At 67.5% G+C, this 18,327-nt stretch carries 17 protein-coding genes; 7 read left to right on the top strand and 10 right to left on the bottom strand.

Translation table 11 applies throughout. The annotated features are described in order from the left end of the window. Positions 1-64 precede the first annotated feature (64 nt). On the top strand, positions 65-1,126 hold the full coding sequence (locus ASF34_RS07465; protein ID WP_056160295.1) for an IS110 family transposase: 1,062 nt from the start codon (positions 65-67) through the stop codon (positions 1,124-1,126). Between the two features lie 427 nt (positions 1,127-1,553). Here the strand turns inward: ASF34_RS07465 and ASF34_RS07460 are convergent, their stop codons facing one another. Then, positions 1,554-2,990: a YncE family protein gene (locus ASF34_RS07460; RefSeq protein ID WP_056160292.1), complete on the bottom strand. Its 1,437-nt coding sequence runs from the start codon at positions 2,988-2,990 to the stop codon at positions 1,554-1,556. Continuing rightward, positions 2,987-3,442, bottom strand: coding sequence for a CopM family metallochaperone (gene copM, locus ASF34_RS07455; protein WP_056160290.1), 456 nt, complete (start codon positions 3,440-3,442; stop codon positions 2,987-2,989). The genes ASF34_RS07460 and copM overlap by 4 nt, the downstream gene beginning before the upstream one ends. Positions 3,443-3,624: 182 nt before the next feature. Between copM and ASF34_RS07450 the strand changes: the two genes are divergently transcribed. Genes ASF34_RS07450 through ASF34_RS07430 form a run of 5 tightly spaced genes read left to right on the top strand, consistent with a single transcriptional unit; the run spans position 3,625 to position 6,592 of the window. Then, entirely contained in the window at positions 3,625-4,008 is a 384-nt protein-coding gene (locus ASF34_RS07450) for a COG4315 family predicted lipoprotein (RefSeq protein WP_056160287.1), read from the top strand. A gap of 13 nt (positions 4,009-4,021) precedes the next feature. Then, positions 4,022-4,531 carry an RNA polymerase sigma factor gene (locus ASF34_RS07445; RefSeq protein ID WP_056160283.1) on the top strand — a complete coding sequence of 170 codons (510 nt, stop codon included), beginning with the start codon at positions 4,022-4,024 and terminating at the stop codon, positions 4,529-4,531. Then, complete coding sequence (locus ASF34_RS07440) at positions 4,528-5,337, top strand: anti-sigma factor family protein (RefSeq protein WP_056160280.1); 810 nt, start codon at positions 4,528-4,530, stop codon at positions 5,335-5,337. Before ASF34_RS07445 ends, ASF34_RS07440 begins: the two co-directional genes overlap by 4 nt. Beyond that, entirely contained in the window at positions 5,334-6,224 is an 891-nt protein-coding gene (locus ASF34_RS07435; protein ID WP_056160277.1) for a LysR family transcriptional regulator, read from the top strand. The genes ASF34_RS07440 and ASF34_RS07435 overlap by 4 nt, the downstream gene beginning before the upstream one ends. Continuing rightward, positions 6,221-6,592: a YidH family protein gene (locus ASF34_RS07430; RefSeq protein WP_056160273.1), complete on the top strand. Its 372-nt coding sequence runs from the start codon at positions 6,221-6,223 to the stop codon at positions 6,590-6,592. Before ASF34_RS07435 ends, ASF34_RS07430 begins: the two co-directional genes overlap by 4 nt. 3 nt (positions 6,593-6,595) lie before the next feature. On the opposite strand, the gene ASF34_RS07425 is transcribed toward ASF34_RS07430, so the two are convergent. The 7 genes from ASF34_RS07425 to ASF34_RS07395 form a co-directional block, all read right to left on the bottom strand. Beyond that, positions 6,596-7,681, bottom strand: coding sequence for a sulfite oxidase (locus tag ASF34_RS07425; protein ID WP_056160270.1), 1,086 nt, complete (start codon positions 7,679-7,681; stop codon positions 6,596-6,598). 78 nt (positions 7,682-7,759) lie between these two features. Next, positions 7,760-8,743, bottom strand: coding sequence for a beta-propeller fold lactonase family protein (locus ASF34_RS07420; RefSeq protein WP_056160267.1), 984 nt, complete (start codon positions 8,741-8,743; stop codon positions 7,760-7,762). 184 nt (positions 8,744-8,927) lie between these two features. Continuing rightward, entirely contained in the window at positions 8,928-9,266 is a 339-nt protein-coding gene (locus ASF34_RS07415) for a c-type cytochrome (RefSeq protein ID WP_056160265.1), read from the bottom strand. An 11-nt stretch (positions 9,267-9,277) separates the two neighbouring features. Further along, positions 9,278-10,501 carry a molybdopterin-dependent oxidoreductase gene (locus tag ASF34_RS07410; RefSeq protein ID WP_056160263.1) on the bottom strand — a complete coding sequence of 408 codons (1,224 nt, stop codon included), beginning with the start codon at positions 10,499-10,501 and terminating at the stop codon, positions 9,278-9,280. A gap of 196 nt (positions 10,502-10,697) precedes the next feature. Next, a complete protein-coding gene (locus ASF34_RS07405) occupies positions 10,698-11,837 on the bottom strand; it encodes an adenylate/guanylate cyclase domain-containing protein (RefSeq protein WP_056160259.1) in 1,140 nt (379 codons plus the stop codon). Between the two features lie 101 nt (positions 11,838-11,938). Next, positions 11,939-13,000: a YeiH family protein gene (locus ASF34_RS07400; protein WP_056160256.1), complete on the bottom strand. Its 1,062-nt coding sequence runs from the start codon at positions 12,998-13,000 to the stop codon at positions 11,939-11,941. Between the two features lie 183 nt (positions 13,001-13,183). Then, positions 13,184-13,822: a 2,3-bisphosphoglycerate-dependent phosphoglycerate mutase gene (locus ASF34_RS07395; RefSeq protein WP_056160253.1), complete on the bottom strand. Its 639-nt coding sequence runs from the start codon at positions 13,820-13,822 to the stop codon at positions 13,184-13,186. A 406-nt stretch (positions 13,823-14,228) separates the two neighbouring features. On the opposite strand from ASF34_RS07395, the gene ASF34_RS07390 reads away from it, so the two are divergent. Further along, positions 14,229-14,690, top strand: a complete 462-nt coding sequence (locus ASF34_RS07390; protein WP_082494102.1) for a hypothetical protein — start codon at positions 14,229-14,231, stop codon at positions 14,688-14,690. 137 nt (positions 14,691-14,827) lie between these two features. On the opposite strand, the gene mobF is transcribed toward ASF34_RS07390, so the two are convergent. Then, entirely contained in the window at positions 14,828-18,325 is a 3,498-nt protein-coding gene (gene mobF / locus ASF34_RS07385; protein ID WP_056160247.1) for a MobF family relaxase, read from the bottom strand. Positions 18,326-18,327 lie beyond the last annotated feature (2 nt).

The following is an 18,327-nucleotide window of genomic DNA, read 5'->3' as shown; positions in this document are numbered from 1 at the left end:
ACACTCGGTACCGCCCCCGAACGTCCGAGATGGGTGATGGGGTGGACGCCCCCCGGCGGCATCGTTGTGCCAGAGTGGTGGTGTTGAGCACCAATCGAGGGAGGCGTCCGTCTCCCAGGTTACCACGATCGGCTTGGACATCGCGAAGAACGTGTTTCATGCGCGTGGGCAGGGCGTCTTCAGCAAGCGGCTGAGCCGGGCAAAGCTTCTCGGCTTCTTTGCAGCCCAGCCGCCCTGCCTGGTGGCTCTGGAGGCCTGCGGCGGTGCGCATCACTGGGCCCGCGAACTGATGCCGCTGGGCCATGAGGTGCGGCTGATCCCGCTAGCTTACGTCAAGCCGTTCGTGAAGCGCCACAAGAACGATGCCGTCGATGCCGAGGCGATCTGCGAGGCGGCGCAGCGTCCGACGATGCGCTTTGTCGCCGTCAAGAGCGAGGAGCAGCAGGCGTCGGCTCTCCTTTTCCGCACCCGCGACCTTCTGGTCCGTCAACGCGCCCAGCTGATCAACGCCCTCACGGGACATCTCACCGAGTATGGCTGGGTCGCACCGAAAGGCCCGTCCCCTATGGCGATGCTGGGCGATCTTCTGGAGGACGAGATGGGCTCCTTGCTTCCGCCTGCCGCTGTCGCGATGTTCCGGGTTATGCTGGACCTCCTGGCCGACCTGGATGACCGCATCGCCGAACTCGACCGAGAGATTGCCCGCCGGGCTCGGGAGGACGAGACGGCTCGTCGGCTGATGACGATCCCCGGCATCGGCCCCATTACCGCAACGGCACTGATTGCTCTGGCTCCTGTGGCCGAGACCTTCGCCAAGGGACGGGACTTCGCCGCGTGGCTTGGCCTTGCCCCCCTGCAACGGTCGACGGGTGGCAAGCAGAAGCTGGGCGCGATCTCGAAGATGGGCGAACGCACGTTGCGACGCCTCCTCATCATCGGCAGCAGTGCGGTGGTGCATCAGGCGTCGCGACGCGGAGCGCCTAAAGGATCGTGGCTGGAACAGATGCTGGCGCGAAAGCCCCGCATGCTGGTGACGGTGGCGCTGGCCAACAAGATGGCGCGCATCGTCTGGGCCCTTCTGGCGAAGGGCGGAAGCTACCGAGCTCTGGCGGTGGCCACGGCGTAGAACCGGGGTCGGCGTCAGAGGCTGTCGGGGACGCGAGGTCGGTCGAAGGAGGGTATGGCACAACAGTCGGCGAGACGGGGCCGGAAGAACCAGTGCTTTCTACCGTGCCAGCGAGCACGCTTCGGGTGACTTGGTTCCGGTCCGCGAACTCCCATACGGGCCCGCAGCCAAAAGCTGCAGCAGAGGCCGGACAGATGGCAGCAACCGACACCGTGCCTACACACCAAAAGCCACTTGCGTGCCAGGGGGCGTCCACAGATGGAAAGCTAACCCTGATGCTTCGCCCAGAAGCAGACGTTCCGGTTCCGACCCTACTCGGTCATAGAAGCAAGCCAATGGAGGCCTTGAAAGCAGACGTTGCAGCTGGACGCGCGCTGCGAACGCATGCTCTCGGATTCCCGCTTCCCGCGCTCGTGAGGCCGCCCGTTCAATCCACAGTCTGCATCTGGACGACGCCGCCGAGTTCACCGGGCTTGCCCGAGACCACCACGAGGTAGCGCCGGCTCGCGCCGGCATCCGTGCGGGTGATCTGGCGGATCGGGCCGATCGCGTTGACGATGGCCGCGCCGGCCGGGTTGGTCATGAAGGCGGCGAGCGGCTCCAGGCCTGCGGCCCCCTTCGGATCGGCGGCCAGCGCCAGCACGAACGGCATCTTCGAGGGCAGTCCCGTTACCGCGGCCTGCAGCGTCTGCAACACGCCCTGGTCGAACAGGGTGACCTGCGTCGCCGGCTTGCCATCGGTACCCGCGAGCGTCAGCGCGCTGGTCTTGCCGGCTGCGCCCAGCGCTTGGAGGTTTTGCATTCCGTCGCCCTCCGGCACGGCGTTCGGGACGTAGGCGACGCCCTGCGGACCCTGCCCGATCGGCACCTCGGCGATCACCGTGTTCGACGCGGTGTCGATCACCGCCGCCTTGTCGGCGTTCTCCAGGCCGACATAGACGCGGCTGCCGTCGCCCGAGGGCCAGAGCCCGTGCGGTAGGGCGCCGGTCGGAATGGTGGCGACCTGGGTGAAGTCGTCGGTGCGAAACACCTTGACCTGGTTCAGGCCGCCGATCGTCACGTAGGCGAACTGGCCGGCCTTGGTCGAGACGATGTTGACGTGGTTGGTGATCGGCCCGGTCTCGATCGTCTTCAGCGGCGCGAATGGCGGCGTCGCAGAGAACACCTGGGTCCGGCCGACATCCTTGAGGGTGAACCACACCTGCTTGCCGTCCGGTGTCGCGGCGATGTCGGGGCAGAACGGGCTCTCCTGCTTCACGCGCCCGACGATGGAGTGGGTCTTCGTGTCGATCACCACCGTCTCGGGGCTGAAGCTGGAGCAGACATAGCCGTAGGCGCCGTCCGGCGAGAAGATCGTCATGCCGGGCCCGTTCGGCACGGTGATCCGGCGCGTCTCCTTGGCGGTCGCGGCATCGAGCACGGCGATGTAGTCCTCGCCGCGCACGCTCACCCAGACCTCTCGGCCGTCCGGCGTGAAGAAGGCCTCGTGCGGCGCGCGGCCGACATAGGCGGTGTGGCGGACCGTGTTGGTCGCCGTGTCGATGAAGCTCACGGAGTTCGAGCCGATCGAGACCGCGAGCAGCGTCCTGTGGTCGGGCGAGAAGCCCATGCCGTGGACGAGGAGCTGGCCGCGATAGATCGGGCTCAGGTTCATCGGCGTCGGGTCGCCGAGCCGGATCACGCCGAGCAGGACGTTGGCGGCGGGATCGACCACCGAGACCGTGTTGGAGAACTGGTCCGACGTATAGAACCGGTCCCTGCCGCTGACCGGCACGTCCGGTGCAAAGGCTGCACCCGGGGCCTGCCCGGCGAGAGCCGAGCCGGAGAGCATCGCGAGCGCGAGGAGGGTGAGGGCGGTCTTCATCGGCAGATCTCCGAAGGCATCTCGGCGGCAGGGGCCGTGCCATGGTGGTGAAGGTGGGTGGCTGCGGCAGACGAATCCGGCGCGGGAGGGAGATCGGCGAGCGCCCGGCGCATCACCGCGATCTCCTGGCCCTGTTCGACGATGATCCCCTGCGCGAGGCGGCGCAGGACCGGATCCTTGCCGTAGAGCAGCTCTGCCTGGGCCATCGCGATCGCGCCCGCGTGGTGCGGGATCATCATCGCAGCGAAGTCGCGGTCCGGATCGCCCGAGGGCGGGACCATCATGTCGGCATGCATCCGCGTCATCGACTGCGCCATCATCGCGTCGAAGGACGCGGAGACGATGGCCGGCGGCTCGGCGGCGGCCAGCGTCGGGGGCATCATCATCCGGCCGCCGACGAGGCCGCCGGCCATCACGGCGGCCGTGAGCGCAAATCCCAGTGCTCCGCGCATGGGCCGTCCTCCTCGTTCGTTGTCGATGGGAGAGATGCCGGGGAAACGGCTTTATTCCCTGGCCGGGGACGAATTGGTGGCCCTGCCGATGTGATCGATCTTTTCCAAATGTCAGTGGAATAGACGCGCCCGTTCGGCATCTCTCCCGATGCGGTCATGGTAGACCGCCGGAGACCTCACTCATGCGCACCATGCTGATCCGCGCCGCCTTTGCGGCCTTCGCCTTCTCCGCCGTCGCCGCCCAGGCCGCTGCGCCTGCGATAACGGCCGAGACTGCCAAGGGGCCGGCGCTCGTCGATTCCAAGAGCATGACCCTCTACACCTTCGACAAGGACATGGGCGGCAAGTCGATGTGCAACGGCCCCTGCGCCGCCAACTGGCCGGCACTGATGGCCGCCTCCGGCTCGGCTGCTAGTGGCGACTGGACGATGGTGACGCGGGACGACGGCACGATGCAGTGGGCCCACAAGGGCAAGCCGCTCTACACCTTCGCCAAGGATACGAAGCCCGGCGACATCACCGGCGACGGATTCCTCAACGGTGCATGGCACATCGCCAAGCCCTAATCGGTAAAGCCTCGTGGACGAGATCGCCGCCCTCATCGAACCGCAGATCCCAGCGTTGCGGCGCTACGCAGTCGCACTGTTGCGGGACCGCGAAGCGGCGGACGACCTCGTCCAGGACACTTTGGAGCGGGCGTTGTCCGCCTGGTCCGGACGTCGCCGCGACGGCGACCTGCGAGCCTGGCTGTTCACGATCGAGCGCAACCTGTTCCTTGGCACTGTTCGACGCCGGGGCCGGCGCGGCATCGATGTCGGCGCTGAGGCTTTGGAGCAGGTGCCCGATCCGGGTACCGACCCCGAGGCCGCTATGGGGGCACGCGACGTGCTCACCGGGCTCGACACCCTGCCCGAGGAGCAGCGCTCGGTGCTGCTCCTCGTCGCGGTCGAGGATCTGTCTTATGCCGAGGCGGCCCAGGTGCTCGGGGTACCGCTCGGCACGGTGATGTCGCGGTTGAGCCGGGCCCGGACGCGGATGCGCGGTTTTCTGGAAACTGGCCGGACCGGACTCTTGAGGAGGGTGAAATGAGCGGGGATCCGCGCCCGGTCGGCGAGGACGACCTCCACGGCCTGATCGACGGTCGTCTCGAACCGGAGCGGCAGGCGCTGGTCGAGGCATGGCTCAGGGGAAACCCCGCGCGGGCGGCGGAGGTCTCGGCGGATCGCGCCCTACGCGAGCGCTTGCGTGCCCGCCTCGCGCCGATCGCCGAGGAGGCGATTCCGGCGCGGCTCCGGGTGGCCAACATCCGCTCGCGACATCGCCCGATAACCTACCGCTGGCTTCCGGTCGCGGCTGCGGCCGTGCTCTGCCTCGCGGTCGGCGGCGCCGCCGGCTGGTTCGGCCATGCCGCGCGGCAGGTACCCACGGTCACGCTCGCGCGAACCGAGCCAGCGACCGACGACGCGGTGGCGGCCTTCCGCACCTACGTGGTCGAGGCGGTGCATCCGGTGGAGGTGCGCGCCGACGAGAAGCCGCACCTTGTTACGTGGCTCTCGAAGCGCCTCGGCCGGGCGGTGACCACCCCCGACCTTACGGCGTACGGCTTCCGCCTGATGGGCGGCCGGCTGCTGCCGGCGGGTTCCGAATCCGCCGCGATGCTGATGTACGATGACGACCACGGCACCCGGCTGACACTCTACAGCCGCGTAGGCGATGCGGATGGCCGCACGGTGTTCCGCTTCGCCCGCGAGGGCGACATCGCCGCCTTCTCCTGGGTCGATGGCGGCATGTCCTACGTCGTCACGGGTCGCACCGACGAGGCGCGGCTGTTGATCGTCGCGCAGTCGGTCGACGCGCAAGTCCGTGGACTGCCGGTTCCGCAGCGGCAACCATGACCCTCGACCAACTCCGCATCTTTGTGGCGGTGGCCGAGCGACAGCACGTGACGCGGGCCGCCGAAGCGCTGAACCTCGTCCAGTCGGCGGTCAGCACGGCGATCGCCAACATCGAGGGGCGACACGCCACCAAGCTCTTTCACCGGGTCGGCCGCGGGATCGAGCTGACTGAGGCGGGGCGCATATTTCTCGTCGAGGCCCGCGCCGTGCTCGCCCGGGCCGAGGCCGCCGAACTGGTGCTCGCCGACCTCAGCGGCCTGCGGCGCGGGACGCTGGCGCTCTACGCCAGCCAGACCATCGCCAGCGACTGGCTGCCTCGCCACCTCGTCGCCTTCCGCCGGGCCTACCCTGAGATCGCTATCCGGTTGGCGGTGGGCAACACCACCGACGCCGCCGACGCGGTGCGCGCCGGGCAGGCCGAACTCGGCTTCGTCGAGGGGGCGCTCGACGACCCGACGCTTGCGAGCACCACCATCGCGCAGGACCAACTGGTCCTCGTGGTCGCCCCTGGCCATGCCTTCGCCGGGGCGACCGACCTCGAACCCGAAAATCTCGCCGGGGCCGACTGGGTGCTGCGCGAGGCGGGATCGGGAACCCGCTCGGCCTTCGAGGCGGCCCTGGGTGCGGCCGGCCTCGCAGCCGCCCAGCTTCGGGTCACGCTCGAACTGCCCTCTAACGAGGCGGTGCGCGCCGCCGTCGAGGCCGGGGGCGGGGCCGCCGTCCTGTCCGAGACCGTGGTCGCCGCCGCGCTTCGGACCGGAACCCTGGTGCGGGCGGCGTTCGCCCTGCCGAGCCGGCCGTTCCGGGTGCTGCGCCACAAGGAGCGCTACCGCAGCCGGGCCGCCGACGCGTTGCTCGACCTGATCGCGATGGCGGATGCCGGATGAGCGATCCTGCGAAACCCGTGCACCCCGACGATCCCCGGGTGAGGCTCGCCGAGGACCGGACGGTTCTGGCAGCCGAGCGTACGTTCGTGGCGTGGCTTCGCACCGGGCTCGCCTTCCTCGGCGTCGGCCTGGCCGCGCAGCGCTTCCTGCGGGAGGTGCTGGCGGTCTGGCCGCTGAAGGTGCTGTCGCTCACGTTGATCGCCTGCGCGCTTGCCTCGTTCGCCGGCGCCGCATGGCGGGACCGGGCGATCCGGGCGCGTCTCGCCGATGCCGAGATCCCGATGATGCCGCGCATCCTCACCGTCGGGATCGTGGCCTTGCTGATCGCGATCTCGGGCCTTGCGGCCACCGCCCTGCTCTGGGCGTGACGGTCAGGCCACAGTGACCCGTACCCGGTGCCAGGCGGCGCTGAGGTAGCCCTTGTAGTTCCAGGTGTCGTCGGGCGCGGCCGGCTGGGTCTGGCCGGCGGAGTCCCAGGCCCGCACCGCGAGTTCGTGCTCGCCCGCGGTCAGCTCGCGGTCGATCTCCCAGAACGTCCAGGCGTAGGGCGCGTCGGCATCGCGGTCGATCCGGGCCTGCGCCCAGCTGCGGCCGCCATCCGTCGAGACGTCGACGCGGGCGACCGCGCGATCGCTGGCGATGGCGTAGCCGCGGATCGCGTGCCGGCCGGGCTTCAACGCTGCGCCGCGGGCGGGCTCGCAGATCGCGCTGTTGAGCGGCATCGCCTCGATGGTGATGCCGTGGGCGGGGTCCGCGGTCTCGGCGGTCACGTCGGGCGGAAACAGCTTGTAGTCGTCGGCCTGCATCGGGTTGTCGGAGGGGTGGTCCTGCACCGTGATGCGGGCGAGCCATTTCGGGCTGCGGATGCCGGCAAATCCCGGCACCACCACGCGCAACGGATAGCCGTGCTCGGGGGCGAGAGGCTCGCCGTTCATCGCGAAGGCGAGCAGCGTCTCGGGCGCCAGCGCCTTGGCGAGCGGGATCGAGGCGCCGAAGCGTATGTCCGACCCCGCGATACGGTCGTGGCTCTCGAAGGCGACGTGGCGCGGACTGCCCGCATCGATCCCGGCGGCGTGCAGGACGTCGGCGAGCCGCACCCCAGTCCATTCCGCGTTGCCGATGGCGCCGGCCGCCCACGGGTCGCCGGCGACCGGGGCCACCGCCAGCATGTCGGCCCGGCGGTTGCCGGCGCATTGCATCACCGCCGTGACGGTGACGTGCGCGAAGCGTGCCTTCAGATCGGCGACGGACAATTCGAGGGGCGTCGCGATCATCCCGTCGACAGTCAGGCGGTAGCCGTCGGCGTCGAGGTCCGGGATGTCGCCGTGGCTGCGGACGTAGAAGTCGGCCTGGTCGGTGAGGAAGGCCGCCCGCAGGCGATCGAGCGGCGGCTCGGCATTGTAGGGCGCCTCGCCGTGCACGATGAGGCGGTCCTTGCGCTGGAACAGGCCGAGCATGGGGTTTTTGTCCTGCGTTCGTGACGTATCGACGACGAGAACGCGCCGGGGGCGATAAGGCCCCCGGCGCGCGTCGCCTCAGGGCTTCATCGTCGAGACCACCGCGTTCTTCGCCCGGTCCACTACGGCGACGCTGAGGTCGCGGTTGAGGACGTAGGCATGGGCGTTGTCGGCCGAGAACGCGATCGCCTGGCGCGGCTCGTTCAGGCCGGTCACCGTGGCGACGACCTTGAGGGTGCCGGTGTCGATCACCGAGAGCGAGTTGTCCTTGAGGTTGCCCGAATAGACGAAGCGCCCGTCCGGGGTCAGTGCGGCGCCGTAGGGGTCCTTGCCCACTTCCACTTCGGAGGTGACCTTATGGGCGGCGACATCGACCACGCCGATGGTATTACGGCCGCTGTTGGCGGCAAAAAGCGTCTTGCCGTCCTTGGTGATCGAGATGGCGCGCAGCTTGTCGAACCCGGCGATCTCACCGGTGATCTTGTTGGTGGCGGTATCGACCAACGTGATCTTGTCGCCAAGGAAGTTCGTGACGAACACGGTCTTGCCGTCAGGCGACAGCTTCACGCCCTGGCGCGGCTGCGCGAAGCCGGGGATCACGGCCTCGGCGAGCATGGTCCTGGTGTCGAACACGGTCAGCGTGCTCGCGGCCTCGTTGTTGACGTAGAGCTTGGCCCCGTCGGCCGAGAGCACCGTGCCGAACGCGCCGGGGCCGGCGGCGAGAACGCCGGCTTCCTTGCCGGTGGCGGTCTCATAGACCGTGATCCGGCCGGTGCCACTGTCGGAGACGTAGAAGCGGGCGCCGTCCGGCGCGAAAACGATGTTGCGCGGCGTGACGAAGCCGTCGAGGCGGCGCAGCACCGTGCCCTTGGCGACGTCGTAGACGATGACGGCGCTCTCCTCGCTGTTCGACACAGCGGCGACGGTCCCAGCGGCGTTCAGCGCCAGGGCGTTGTTCTTGATCGCGCCGTCGAAGCCAGCGGCGGACCCGGGCTGGCCCTGGGCGAGGAGCAAGGCGGCTCCGGCGAGGAGGGCGCGGAGGCTGGTGCGGACGTGGGTCATGAAGCGTGTCTCTCTGGCATGCGCGCTCGTTCGGCGGCCGGGGCCTGCCGTGAGGGCTGGTTCTAATTCGGATTGCGTGATGCGAGACCGGTTTGGCCGTGCATCGCCCTGGGGAGATGCCGGAGGGCGCGGTCTATTCCCCGAGGCCGGCGAAAAAAACGCGGCGGCCTCGGGATTCGGGGGTTCAGGGCGTCGGCTTCAACGCCGTGAGGTAGTCGACGATGGTCTGCACGTCGGCCGGATCGACCGGCGCCTTGTAGACGTGAACCATCTTGTTCACGGTCTCGGTCCACTGCGCCTTCGTGAGCTTGGGCTGGGTCAGCACCATCCCGGCCGAGTGGCAGGCGAGGCAGTTGTTGTTGACCGCCTCGGCCCCCGGCCCGTCCGGGAAGATCCGGTCGGAAGTCGGGAATTCGATCGATTGCGAGGTGAAGCGCATCGGCTCGGGAGCCGAAGCGGCGAACGCCACCAGGGGAGACAGTATGAGGGCGGCGATGAGGGCCGCAGGGCGGATCGGGTTCATGGCTGTTCTCCTCAAGCGGCCTGGAAGGACACGGCCTCGATGCCGTTCTGCATGAAGCCGGCCCCGTTCCAGACCCGGTCCAGGGGCTGCGCGACGCCGTTGGTGTTGGTGCAGCGGACCCTGACCGTGTGGCTGCCGGCAGCCAATGCCGGCAAGCTGCCGTCGAAGCGGCGGAAGCTGTAGGGGCCTTCGTCCGCGCCGAGCTGCGCCGGGAACCACGTCGCGCCGCCGTCGCCTGAGAAGTCCACCGCCTTCACCCCGCAATCGCCGCCGAAGGCGATGCCGCGCAACGCCACCGGCGTTCCGGCCGCCACCTTGGCGCCATCGGTCAGGTTGGTGACGAACGAGCGCGGCACCATCCTGTTGATCGGCACCGTCTTGAAGCCGGTCTGACCGGGCTTGATGTTAGCGCCCGGCACGTCAGGAATGCGGTAAGCGGTCTTCATCCAGTACCCGTCGTCGGGCTTGTCCAGCACTTCGATGTCGGACAGCATCTTGACCCAGTAGGTCGAGTACCAGCCCGGCACCACGAGCCGGAGCGGGAAACCATTGAGCAGCGGCAATTGCTCGCCGTTCATCGCGTAGGCGATCATCACCTCACCATTGTTGGCGTGCTTGAGATCGAGCGACTTCTTGAAGTCGGGCGCGTCGTCGACCACCGGCTCGTCGAGGCCGTTGAAGCGCACCTGCACGGCACCGGCCTTCACCCCGGCCTTTTCGAGCACGTCCCTGAGGCGCACGCCGGTCCAGCGGGCGTTGCCCATCGAACCGTTTGCCCATTGCGCGCCGGTCACCCGCGGCTCGAACAACCCGCGCGAATTGCCCGAGCACTGGTTCACTGCGGCGATCTCGAAGCGCGGCAGGCCGGCGATGGCGTCGAGCGAGAGCGAGAGCTCCTTCTCGACATGGCCGTGGACCTTGAGCCGGAAGGTGCCGGCATCGACTTCGGTCGGGATCGAGGCCCAGTGCCAGCGGACGTAGAAGCGGTCGTTGGGGGTGAATACACCCTCGTCGAACACCGAGAACGGCGTCTCCAGTAGCGGCGGATGAGTGCGCTGGAGGATCATCTCGGCCTTGCCCGGAAAGGCCGTGGTCAGCGCCCGCTCGTCCGGGCCGCCGGGCAGCGGAAGCTTCACCGAGCCCGCCGCCCAGGCCGGTATGGCGGCGCCGAGGCTTCCGAGCCCTAGGCAACCCAGGACGAGGCGGCGGTTCATCGGTCTGTCCAGTCCGTGCATGGTCTCTCCCCTTGAAGGATGTCGGCGTCGATGCGTTCGAAGGCATCGGACCCGTGGCGATTCCTCGCGACCAGGGAGATGCTACGGGATACGATTTATTCCCACCAACGGTCTTTCGCGATACGAATGATCTCCAAACGCGATAATTTGAGAAGTTTCGATCTCCAATGGGACGATCAAGGACGCCGTCTCGGCGTCACGCCGCCGGCGCGCCGACGGGCGCGGTCCTGCGACACCCGAACAGGGCGTGACGCTCGGAAAAACCGCGCAAGGCGACGGTGCCGAGCGGTTCAAGGGCATGTGCCAACCCGTCGATGAAGGTGTCGGTGGCGATCAGCGGCGTGTTGTAGGTCTTGCACAGGCGCTCGACGCGGGCGAGCACGTTGAGATCGCGGCCGATCACCGTGAAATCGACCCGGTCGCCGCCGCCGATATTGCCGTAGGCGACCTCCCCGACATGAAGTGCGACGCCGACCTCGAAGGCAGCCCTGTCACCGTTGCGCAGGGTCGCAAGCGCATCAAGCGCGGCCTCGGCGGCACGCAAGGCGGCACTGCGCGCCTCGGCCTCGTCGCGATCGGCATCGAACACGGCCAGTAGCCCGTCGCCGATGTACTTCAGCACCTCGCCGCCTTCCGCCTCGACGGCCGGCACGATGGCATCGAACATCCGGTTGAGGGCGGCCACGACACGGTCGGGGCTTTGCCGGTCGGACAGTTCGCCGAACCCGCGCAGGTCGGTCAGCATCATCGCGGCCCGCATCAAGCGTACGTCGCCGCGCCGCACCGTGCCGGTCAGGATTTGCCGCGCCGGGTCGCGTCCGACATAGGCGCTCAGCACCGCGCCTAGCATGTCGTCGAGCGCCTTGATCTCGAACAGCAGCGAGAACGGCTCGACCAGCGCCAGCAACGTGCAGATCTCGATCGGCGTGAAGCCGCCCGGTCTCGCCGTGGCCCAGGAGGCGGCGCCCATGCGTCCACGCGCGGCGCGCAGCGGCACGATGAGGTAGTCGGTTAGACCCTCGGTGCGAAGCTCGCCGAGCACGGGAAACGGCAGCGGCCCATCCCCGTCGAGACGGCATCGGAACGGGGTACGGGTCTCGACTACGCGCTCGACGGTGTTGCCGTGGAACGTCGGCGTACTCTCGATGCCGTGGCGGCGACGCAAGGCTAGGCTCGACGCTCCTGGATGCCAGACGCGCATTACCCAGCGGAACGACGGATGCAGGGTCGGCGCGTGGGTGGTGGCGCGGGCCAGTGGCAGGCCAAGCCCCGAGAGGCACGCACTGAACCCGTCGAGAAGGGCTGCCGCGTCCGCCGCTTCGCGACCCGGCCCCATCAACCATCCCGTCCCCTGCGCGACCGCCTCGGACGAAGATTGGGACGAACGTGTCACGGCAGTTCTTTCATCAAGGAGTTGGATCGATGCCATAGCGCGGATCAGACGAGGCCGAGCACGCGGATCAGGCCGAGGCTGACGGCGCCGAGGGCGAGGAGCGAGGCGACCACCGCGAGGGTCACCCGCGCCCCGGCCTTGGCGACGCTGCGCACGTCGACCCCGAGGCCGAGCGCCGCCATCGAGACCACGGTCAGCACGTTGGCGGTCTCCGACATCGGCGCGAGCGCAACCGGCGGGATCAGGCCCGTCGAGCGAAGGCCCGCGAGCGCAAGGAAGGCGAGGATGAACCACGGCACCAGGCGGTGGATCGCGAGGCCGCCGCGGGCCGGGCGGTCGCCCGCGGTGACGCCGGGGGCGGCCTCGTCGGTCTCCTCGCGCAGCCGGCTCGCGCCGAGCGAGAGCACCAGGACGATCGGGCCTAGCATCAGCACCCGGACGAGCTTCACCAGGGTTCCGACCTGGACGCTGAGCGCCGCGACCGGCGCGGTGGCGGCGAGCACCTGCGGCACGGCGTAGACGGTAAGGCCGGCGAGCACGCCGTACTGCATCGGCGACAGGCCGAGCAGCGGCACCAGCAGCGGCAGGCCGAGCACCACCAGCACGCCTAGCACCGCAGTGAAGGCAATGGAGGCGGCGACGTCCTCGCCGTCTGCGCCGATCACCGGTGCCGTGGCGGCGATCGCCGAGTTGCCGCAGATCGAGTTCCCGCAGGCCACGAGGATCGCCATGCGCGGATGCAGCCCGAGCGCTCGGCCGATGCCGTAACTCGACAGGATCGCGACCACGACGACGCCCGCGATGCCGAAAAGCAGACCCGGACCGGCGGCGAGGATCGTCGTGAGGCTGAGCGAGGCCCCGAGTAGAACGACCGCGATCTCCAGTACGGTCTTGGCCCCGAAGGCGATGCCGGGAAAGAAACGTTGCGACGGGGTCCAGGCGGTGCGGATCGCGCTCCCGAGCAGGATCGCCAGCACCAGGGCTTCGAGCCAGGCGCGACCGAACAGATGCGCCTCGACGGCCTCGAAGCCGACCGCTGCGGCGGTGACCGCCATACAGAGACCCAGTCCCGGAAGGATGGCTCTCGTGCCGGCCAAGGCACGCATTGACCGAGCGTGGGAGAAAAGTCTGGGCGCGGACATGGGTGGCTCCGATGTGATGCCGGAGAATCCCATGTTCTTTTCATTCACTCCAACGGAATGATTAGATGCTTCCCATCACTGAAATAGATGAAATAAGTGCCCCTTCGCAGATCACGGAGACCCATTGTGAGAGGCCGACAGGCGGATTCACCCGTCGATCCAGTGGGCCTTGATCGTCGTGTCCGCGGCAAGCTCATAGATCCTGACGGAGCCCGTCGCGAGTTCGAGGTGCTCGACCTCCGCCGGGCTGAGGTCTTCGAGCGCCATCACAAGCGCCCGCAGGCAATTGCCGTGGGCGACGACGAGCACGTCTCCGCCCATGACCGCCGGCTGGATGGTTCGGAGGTAGCATGGCACGATACGGGAGACGGTATCGCGCAGGCTCTCACCGTTCGGCGGCGCCTCTGCGTAGGAGCGGCGCCAGGTCTCGATCCGCTCCGCCCCCCAGCGCGCATCGGCGGCGATCTTGTCGAGCCCGCTGAGGTCCCCGTAGTCTCGCTCGTCGAGCGCGGCGAAGCTTTGGGGGACCAATCCGGGTTGCCCGAGCGCATCGAGGATAAGCCGGCCGCTCACGACGGCCCGCGTTAGCGTCGAGGTGAAGGCAGCGGAAAAGCGCCAGTTGCACTCTGCCAAACGCCGGCCGGCTGCCTCGGCTTCCCTCCGGCCCTGCTCGGTCAAGGGCGAGTCCAGCAATCCCGTGAACAGGCCGGATCGGTTGGCTACGCTCTGGCCATGCCGGACCAGCACGAGATGTCGCGTGACCGGGGCTTTGCAATCGTGAATCACCCTGTCTCCCGAGGCAGAGCACTTTCGTGCTGGTCGCATCGCCTCTGATGATGTCGGCATCCGACTTTAACGAACTTCGACCCTGCGATGGGTTGGACCGTCCATCCGGAGACGGCGGGTCATCCTAGGTCCGCTTATGAACGTCTTGCGACTGAAAGCAGCCAAGCTGCTTCCCACCCGATCCGGTCGTAGGTCTTCGTCCGCCAAGTTGCCGGAAAGCGGACCTTCCCGGGGTCCGGAGAGGGTCGAAAGCAGCCCCCGGTAGCGGGTACCAAATGTCAGATTTTGATTGCTAGCCACCGTCTCCTTGGCGTTCCGTCCCCTCATTTCGCTCCTTGGCTCGCTTCCCGCACGGTCTTATGCGAGCTTGACGTTATGTTGGGTCCTGAGAGCGGTTAAGTCTTTGATGCCGGTTACGAAGCGCCAGCTTGCAGCCTCACTCATGAGCACTTCCCATATCGAGGCTCGGGATATGATGGCAGGCTTCGTTCTGGACGAAGCCACCAAGTTCCTCGACGCGCCTTTTGCGATCACCAGCGCGGCTGTCTTGCGGCAGGTTTGGAGTACGCGCGGTATCGAGTTTCGAGCTATGGATATCCAGTTCGTAGGGCTGCTTGAACTTCTGCGAGTCCTGCAAGCAATCCCTTCAGAGACGTCGCTCGTACAGGAAATCCTGCGCTCAGGACCTCATACCCTGTACGTGTTTCACCCTGGGGACGGGTGTCAGATCGTTGGTGCCGTCCTGCATGGCAAAGCGAATGTCGAGCTTCCTAACCCGCTGGTTCTTAAGCGTGGACGTGGAGGCCGCCGGCCTCGGTCTGCGCTCACCTCCAAGCAGCTCGACCTTTTTGGCGCGGCCTTCGCTTGACGCGCCAAAAGACCTTCATGTCGTTCGAAACATGAATGTCGCCGATGGAGAAAGCATCCGGCGCGATGCCTCCGGCTACCTGTTTCGGGGGGCGTACTCTGTGGCTACCGAATACTCTGGACACAGTGGAACCTCGATCACCGCTCCGGGCCGCCGCCTCCCTTCCTCACTGAACGCTCCTTGATCGGCTTCCGTCGTACCCGCTTTTCTTCCATCGTCGGATCAGCGACGAACCCAACAGGCATAGGCTCTGACTGAGTGCCGAGCTCGCTCGCCTTCGAAGATTTTCCGGCAATTGCCTTGAGAAGCTCCCCGGTGGCCTGGAGGTTCAATTCCAGCCAATCCCCCAGCGAGCGGGCCCAGTCGTCGATACGTTGGAGAGCCCGTCGGTGACTAAAGCGCTGTGCCAGCTGTCCCGGCCTCGACATCACACCAGTCGATGCACCAGTCAGGCTTTGCGCCAATCCGGCCACCCGGCTGAGCTGCTGATCGATCGGACCCATGCTCTCATGGGCCCACACCTCCCGCCGCCGCAGCATTCGGACCCGGCCGAACCCCACCGGTTCGGCCTCTTCGATCGCCTCACGGGGTGGGGATATCATTTTGGCACCGACCAGATGGCGAGCGAGTGCGGCCGTATCGGCAAGCTGATGAGCTAACGGTTCCGCCACTCGCTCTGCCCAAGCCGCCATCTGCGTCACTTCCCGTCCACGCCCCACCCCGCGCCGCAGGCTGGCCCGGATCAGTCCACGGTTTTCAGCCGCCTCGACGGGCGCTAGTGACAGGGCCAGGGTTTGCCGCGCCGATGTCTGCGCCGCTCTCGCACCTGCCACCAGCATGGTTGCGGTCACCGCCGCAGGCTCACGCGTCAGGTTGGCCGCGACCCGATCCCAGATTTCGTCTTCGGTGACAGTGCGCGACGCTCCAATAGGACGGCGCCTCTCGAGTGCTGCACGCTCCGCTGCCTCGCTGCAGATGATGTAGCTGTCCCCTCGGTGCCGGCTGGCGGCGGTGTACCCACGGGAGGCATCGACAAGATCAGAGCCACGCGGCATGACGAAGATGCTCTCCTCACTCGTCACGCCCTGGATGCTGTCGATCGTCATCACATCGCCGTAGGCAAGCTTATAGCGCGGCTCGTTGGGATCACCGTCGGGACGCAGCAGCGTCGACCAGGCTACCCGGCCCGACCGACCTTGGGCGTCACGTAGGCGCATCCCCTCGAAGGTGATCGCCTCGACGATCAACACGCTGCCGTTGACCCCGATCTCCATCGTCTGGCCACTGTCACTTCGGGCGGGCGTCCTCGCGAACAGCCGAACTCGATCACCGACCGCCACGTCGAGCTCGAAGCGCCGTCCGACGTTATCTGTCGCTTGGACCCGAAAATCCGGGCCCTGGAGCTCTGCGGCAGCCCGACGCCGGGCTCGGATCGCGTGGGCCAGGACCAGGGCGTCGGCATTCGTCGGAGTGCTCACGGACAGTGTGTAGTTGGGATCATTCGCGTGAAGCGTTCGTCGCTCCCACCATAGATCCGCGACGGCCTCTGCGACTTGGACCCCATCTCCCGCGACGAGCCGCGCCGTACCGTCCGCTCGCTTGCGGGTCAGTGCCTCCGCAGCGCGGCCTTCACGAAACAGACCGGTCGTTTCACGCTCACGCTCGTCGCGTTGTCGCACGGAGGTCCGGATCTCCGGGATCGCCTCGGCGCCAAGCGCCTGGCGCAGCAGTTCAATCACCGGTCCGGCCGCCACGGAAGCACATTGACGTGGGTCGCCGACAGCTAGGACCCGGAAGCGCCCGTGTGTTGCTCGCAGACGCATCAACCGTAGAAGGTCGCGGGTACCGACCTGCCCCAGCTCATCGATGACCACGACTGCATCGGGACCCAAAACGAGCTTACCTTGCTCGGCATCGACCAGGAGCTTAGCCAGGGCAAGGCAGCGGTTTGTCGGTATGCCGGTCTCAGCCAACGCCCGCGTCTGCTTCCAGCCCAACGCCGTGCCATAGACCCGAGCGCCGGCGGTGCCATAAGCGTCGACCAGGGGCTGCAGCAAGGTGGTCTTTCCACTCCCGGCGACACCGATCACGGCTGTGAATGCCGCACCGGTCCCAAGCCGGTCCATGGCCGCGCGCTGCGTGCGTCCATGCTCCGTACCGGCAAAATCCCGCCCTGAGCGGGTCGCCGCAAGCGTGATCGCCCGTTCATCGAGCGCTCCAGCCCGTTCCATGGCTGCCTCGCGCACCAAGGCGATGAGTTCGCGCTCCCGCTCCAGATGCAGTCCGGTCGTGTAGGAGCGGGTCGTACGCTGCCATCCTGACCCGTCGTCATAGGCATCGCCGGCGCTTGGCAGAAGCGTGACCTGCGCTCCTTCCTGTCGCACCCCACGAGTTTGGATCAGCCCGAGGATCGCCTCGACCTCATCGGGGGCCTCGATCCCCGTCGCAATCAGGGCACGGGCCGCGGCTAACCGGATACGGCTTTCATTGAGCACCGCCTTGCTCTCGAGCTCCGGCTCGATCAGGTCGAGGGCCGTGGCGTAGGCTCGCTCCAGGCGCTCTAGGCGGCTTGGGGCAGGCCGCGTCGGCTCGGTGCCGAGCACACTTAGATGGGCATAGCCCATGGCCATCGCCTCTGCCTGCCAAGCGGCGCGATCGCCGAGGTCATCCCGTTTGGCCGAGCGCGGGTCGCCTTGAACGCCCTGCTTAAGCAGGGCGATACGGGCGCGTTCGTCGAGCTCATTCCAGTCGAGGCCGAGCGTTTCGGCGCGGGTATAGGCCGCTGCGGTACCGATCAGGGTGCGTTTAGCGAAAGCCGTGCGTACAGCGTCCGGGATCTCCGTAATCCGAGCGCAGCCGTGTTGCGGGTCGAGAACGGCGGCGATCCCGGCCCGGCGGAGGTTGCGCGCCAGATAGGCCTGATAGATCGCCCCCAGCTCGTGCACCCGGCCCCTCATGCGCTGCAGGTCGAGGCTGCCGATCCGACCATCGGGGGTCAGAACCACGGACAGAACCGTGTTGTGCGTATGTATCTGCGGGTCGCCATGCGTCTGGAGCCCGGAATGTTTCGGTTCACCGGGGGTCGGCCTGCTCGTCCAATGGTCGAAGGCCAACCAGGCTGTCGCTCCCGCCTCGGATCCACCGCAGCCGGCTTTGCCCCTGCGCGCCCGGCCGATGAGCGGTGCGACCGCCTGGGTCATTGTCGCCTCGACCGCATCACGGTGGGCGAGCGCGATCACCGCCCGCTCTGCCTCTGTCGGAGCCAGCGCCCAAGCAATGGAGACCGACTTGTCCGAACTGAAACATAGATCGATGAAGGTGACACGTTCGCCAGCCTGGATCTGCTTGCCCGGGATGGGGCGTCCATCGCTACTGTGGCCCGCGAGCAGGTTGGCCACAGTAGCGAGGTCCAGCGGTGCAGCCAGATCGAGGCCGAGCAGGCGTGCAAGGCGCGGGTCGAGATCCTGGCGCGATCTTGGAGCCGGCCCTCTGTCGGTTCCGGCTCCCGGCAGGTCATTCGACCACCCGTAATAGGCAGCGACCTCCTTGAGGTCGGGCGGCAAGGTCACCTGCATCAGGTGGCGCGCCATCGCGAGGCCGGGCGTGCTGACCCGCCCGGTCAGGTAGGTCATCATGG

Origin of the sequence: Methylobacterium sp. Leaf106, assembly GCF_001422895.1 — a bacterium.
Taxonomy (GTDB): domain Bacteria; phylum Pseudomonadota; class Alphaproteobacteria; order Rhizobiales; family Beijerinckiaceae; genus Methylobacterium; species Methylobacterium bullatum.
This window is presented reverse-complemented; position numbering and strand designations above follow the sequence as displayed.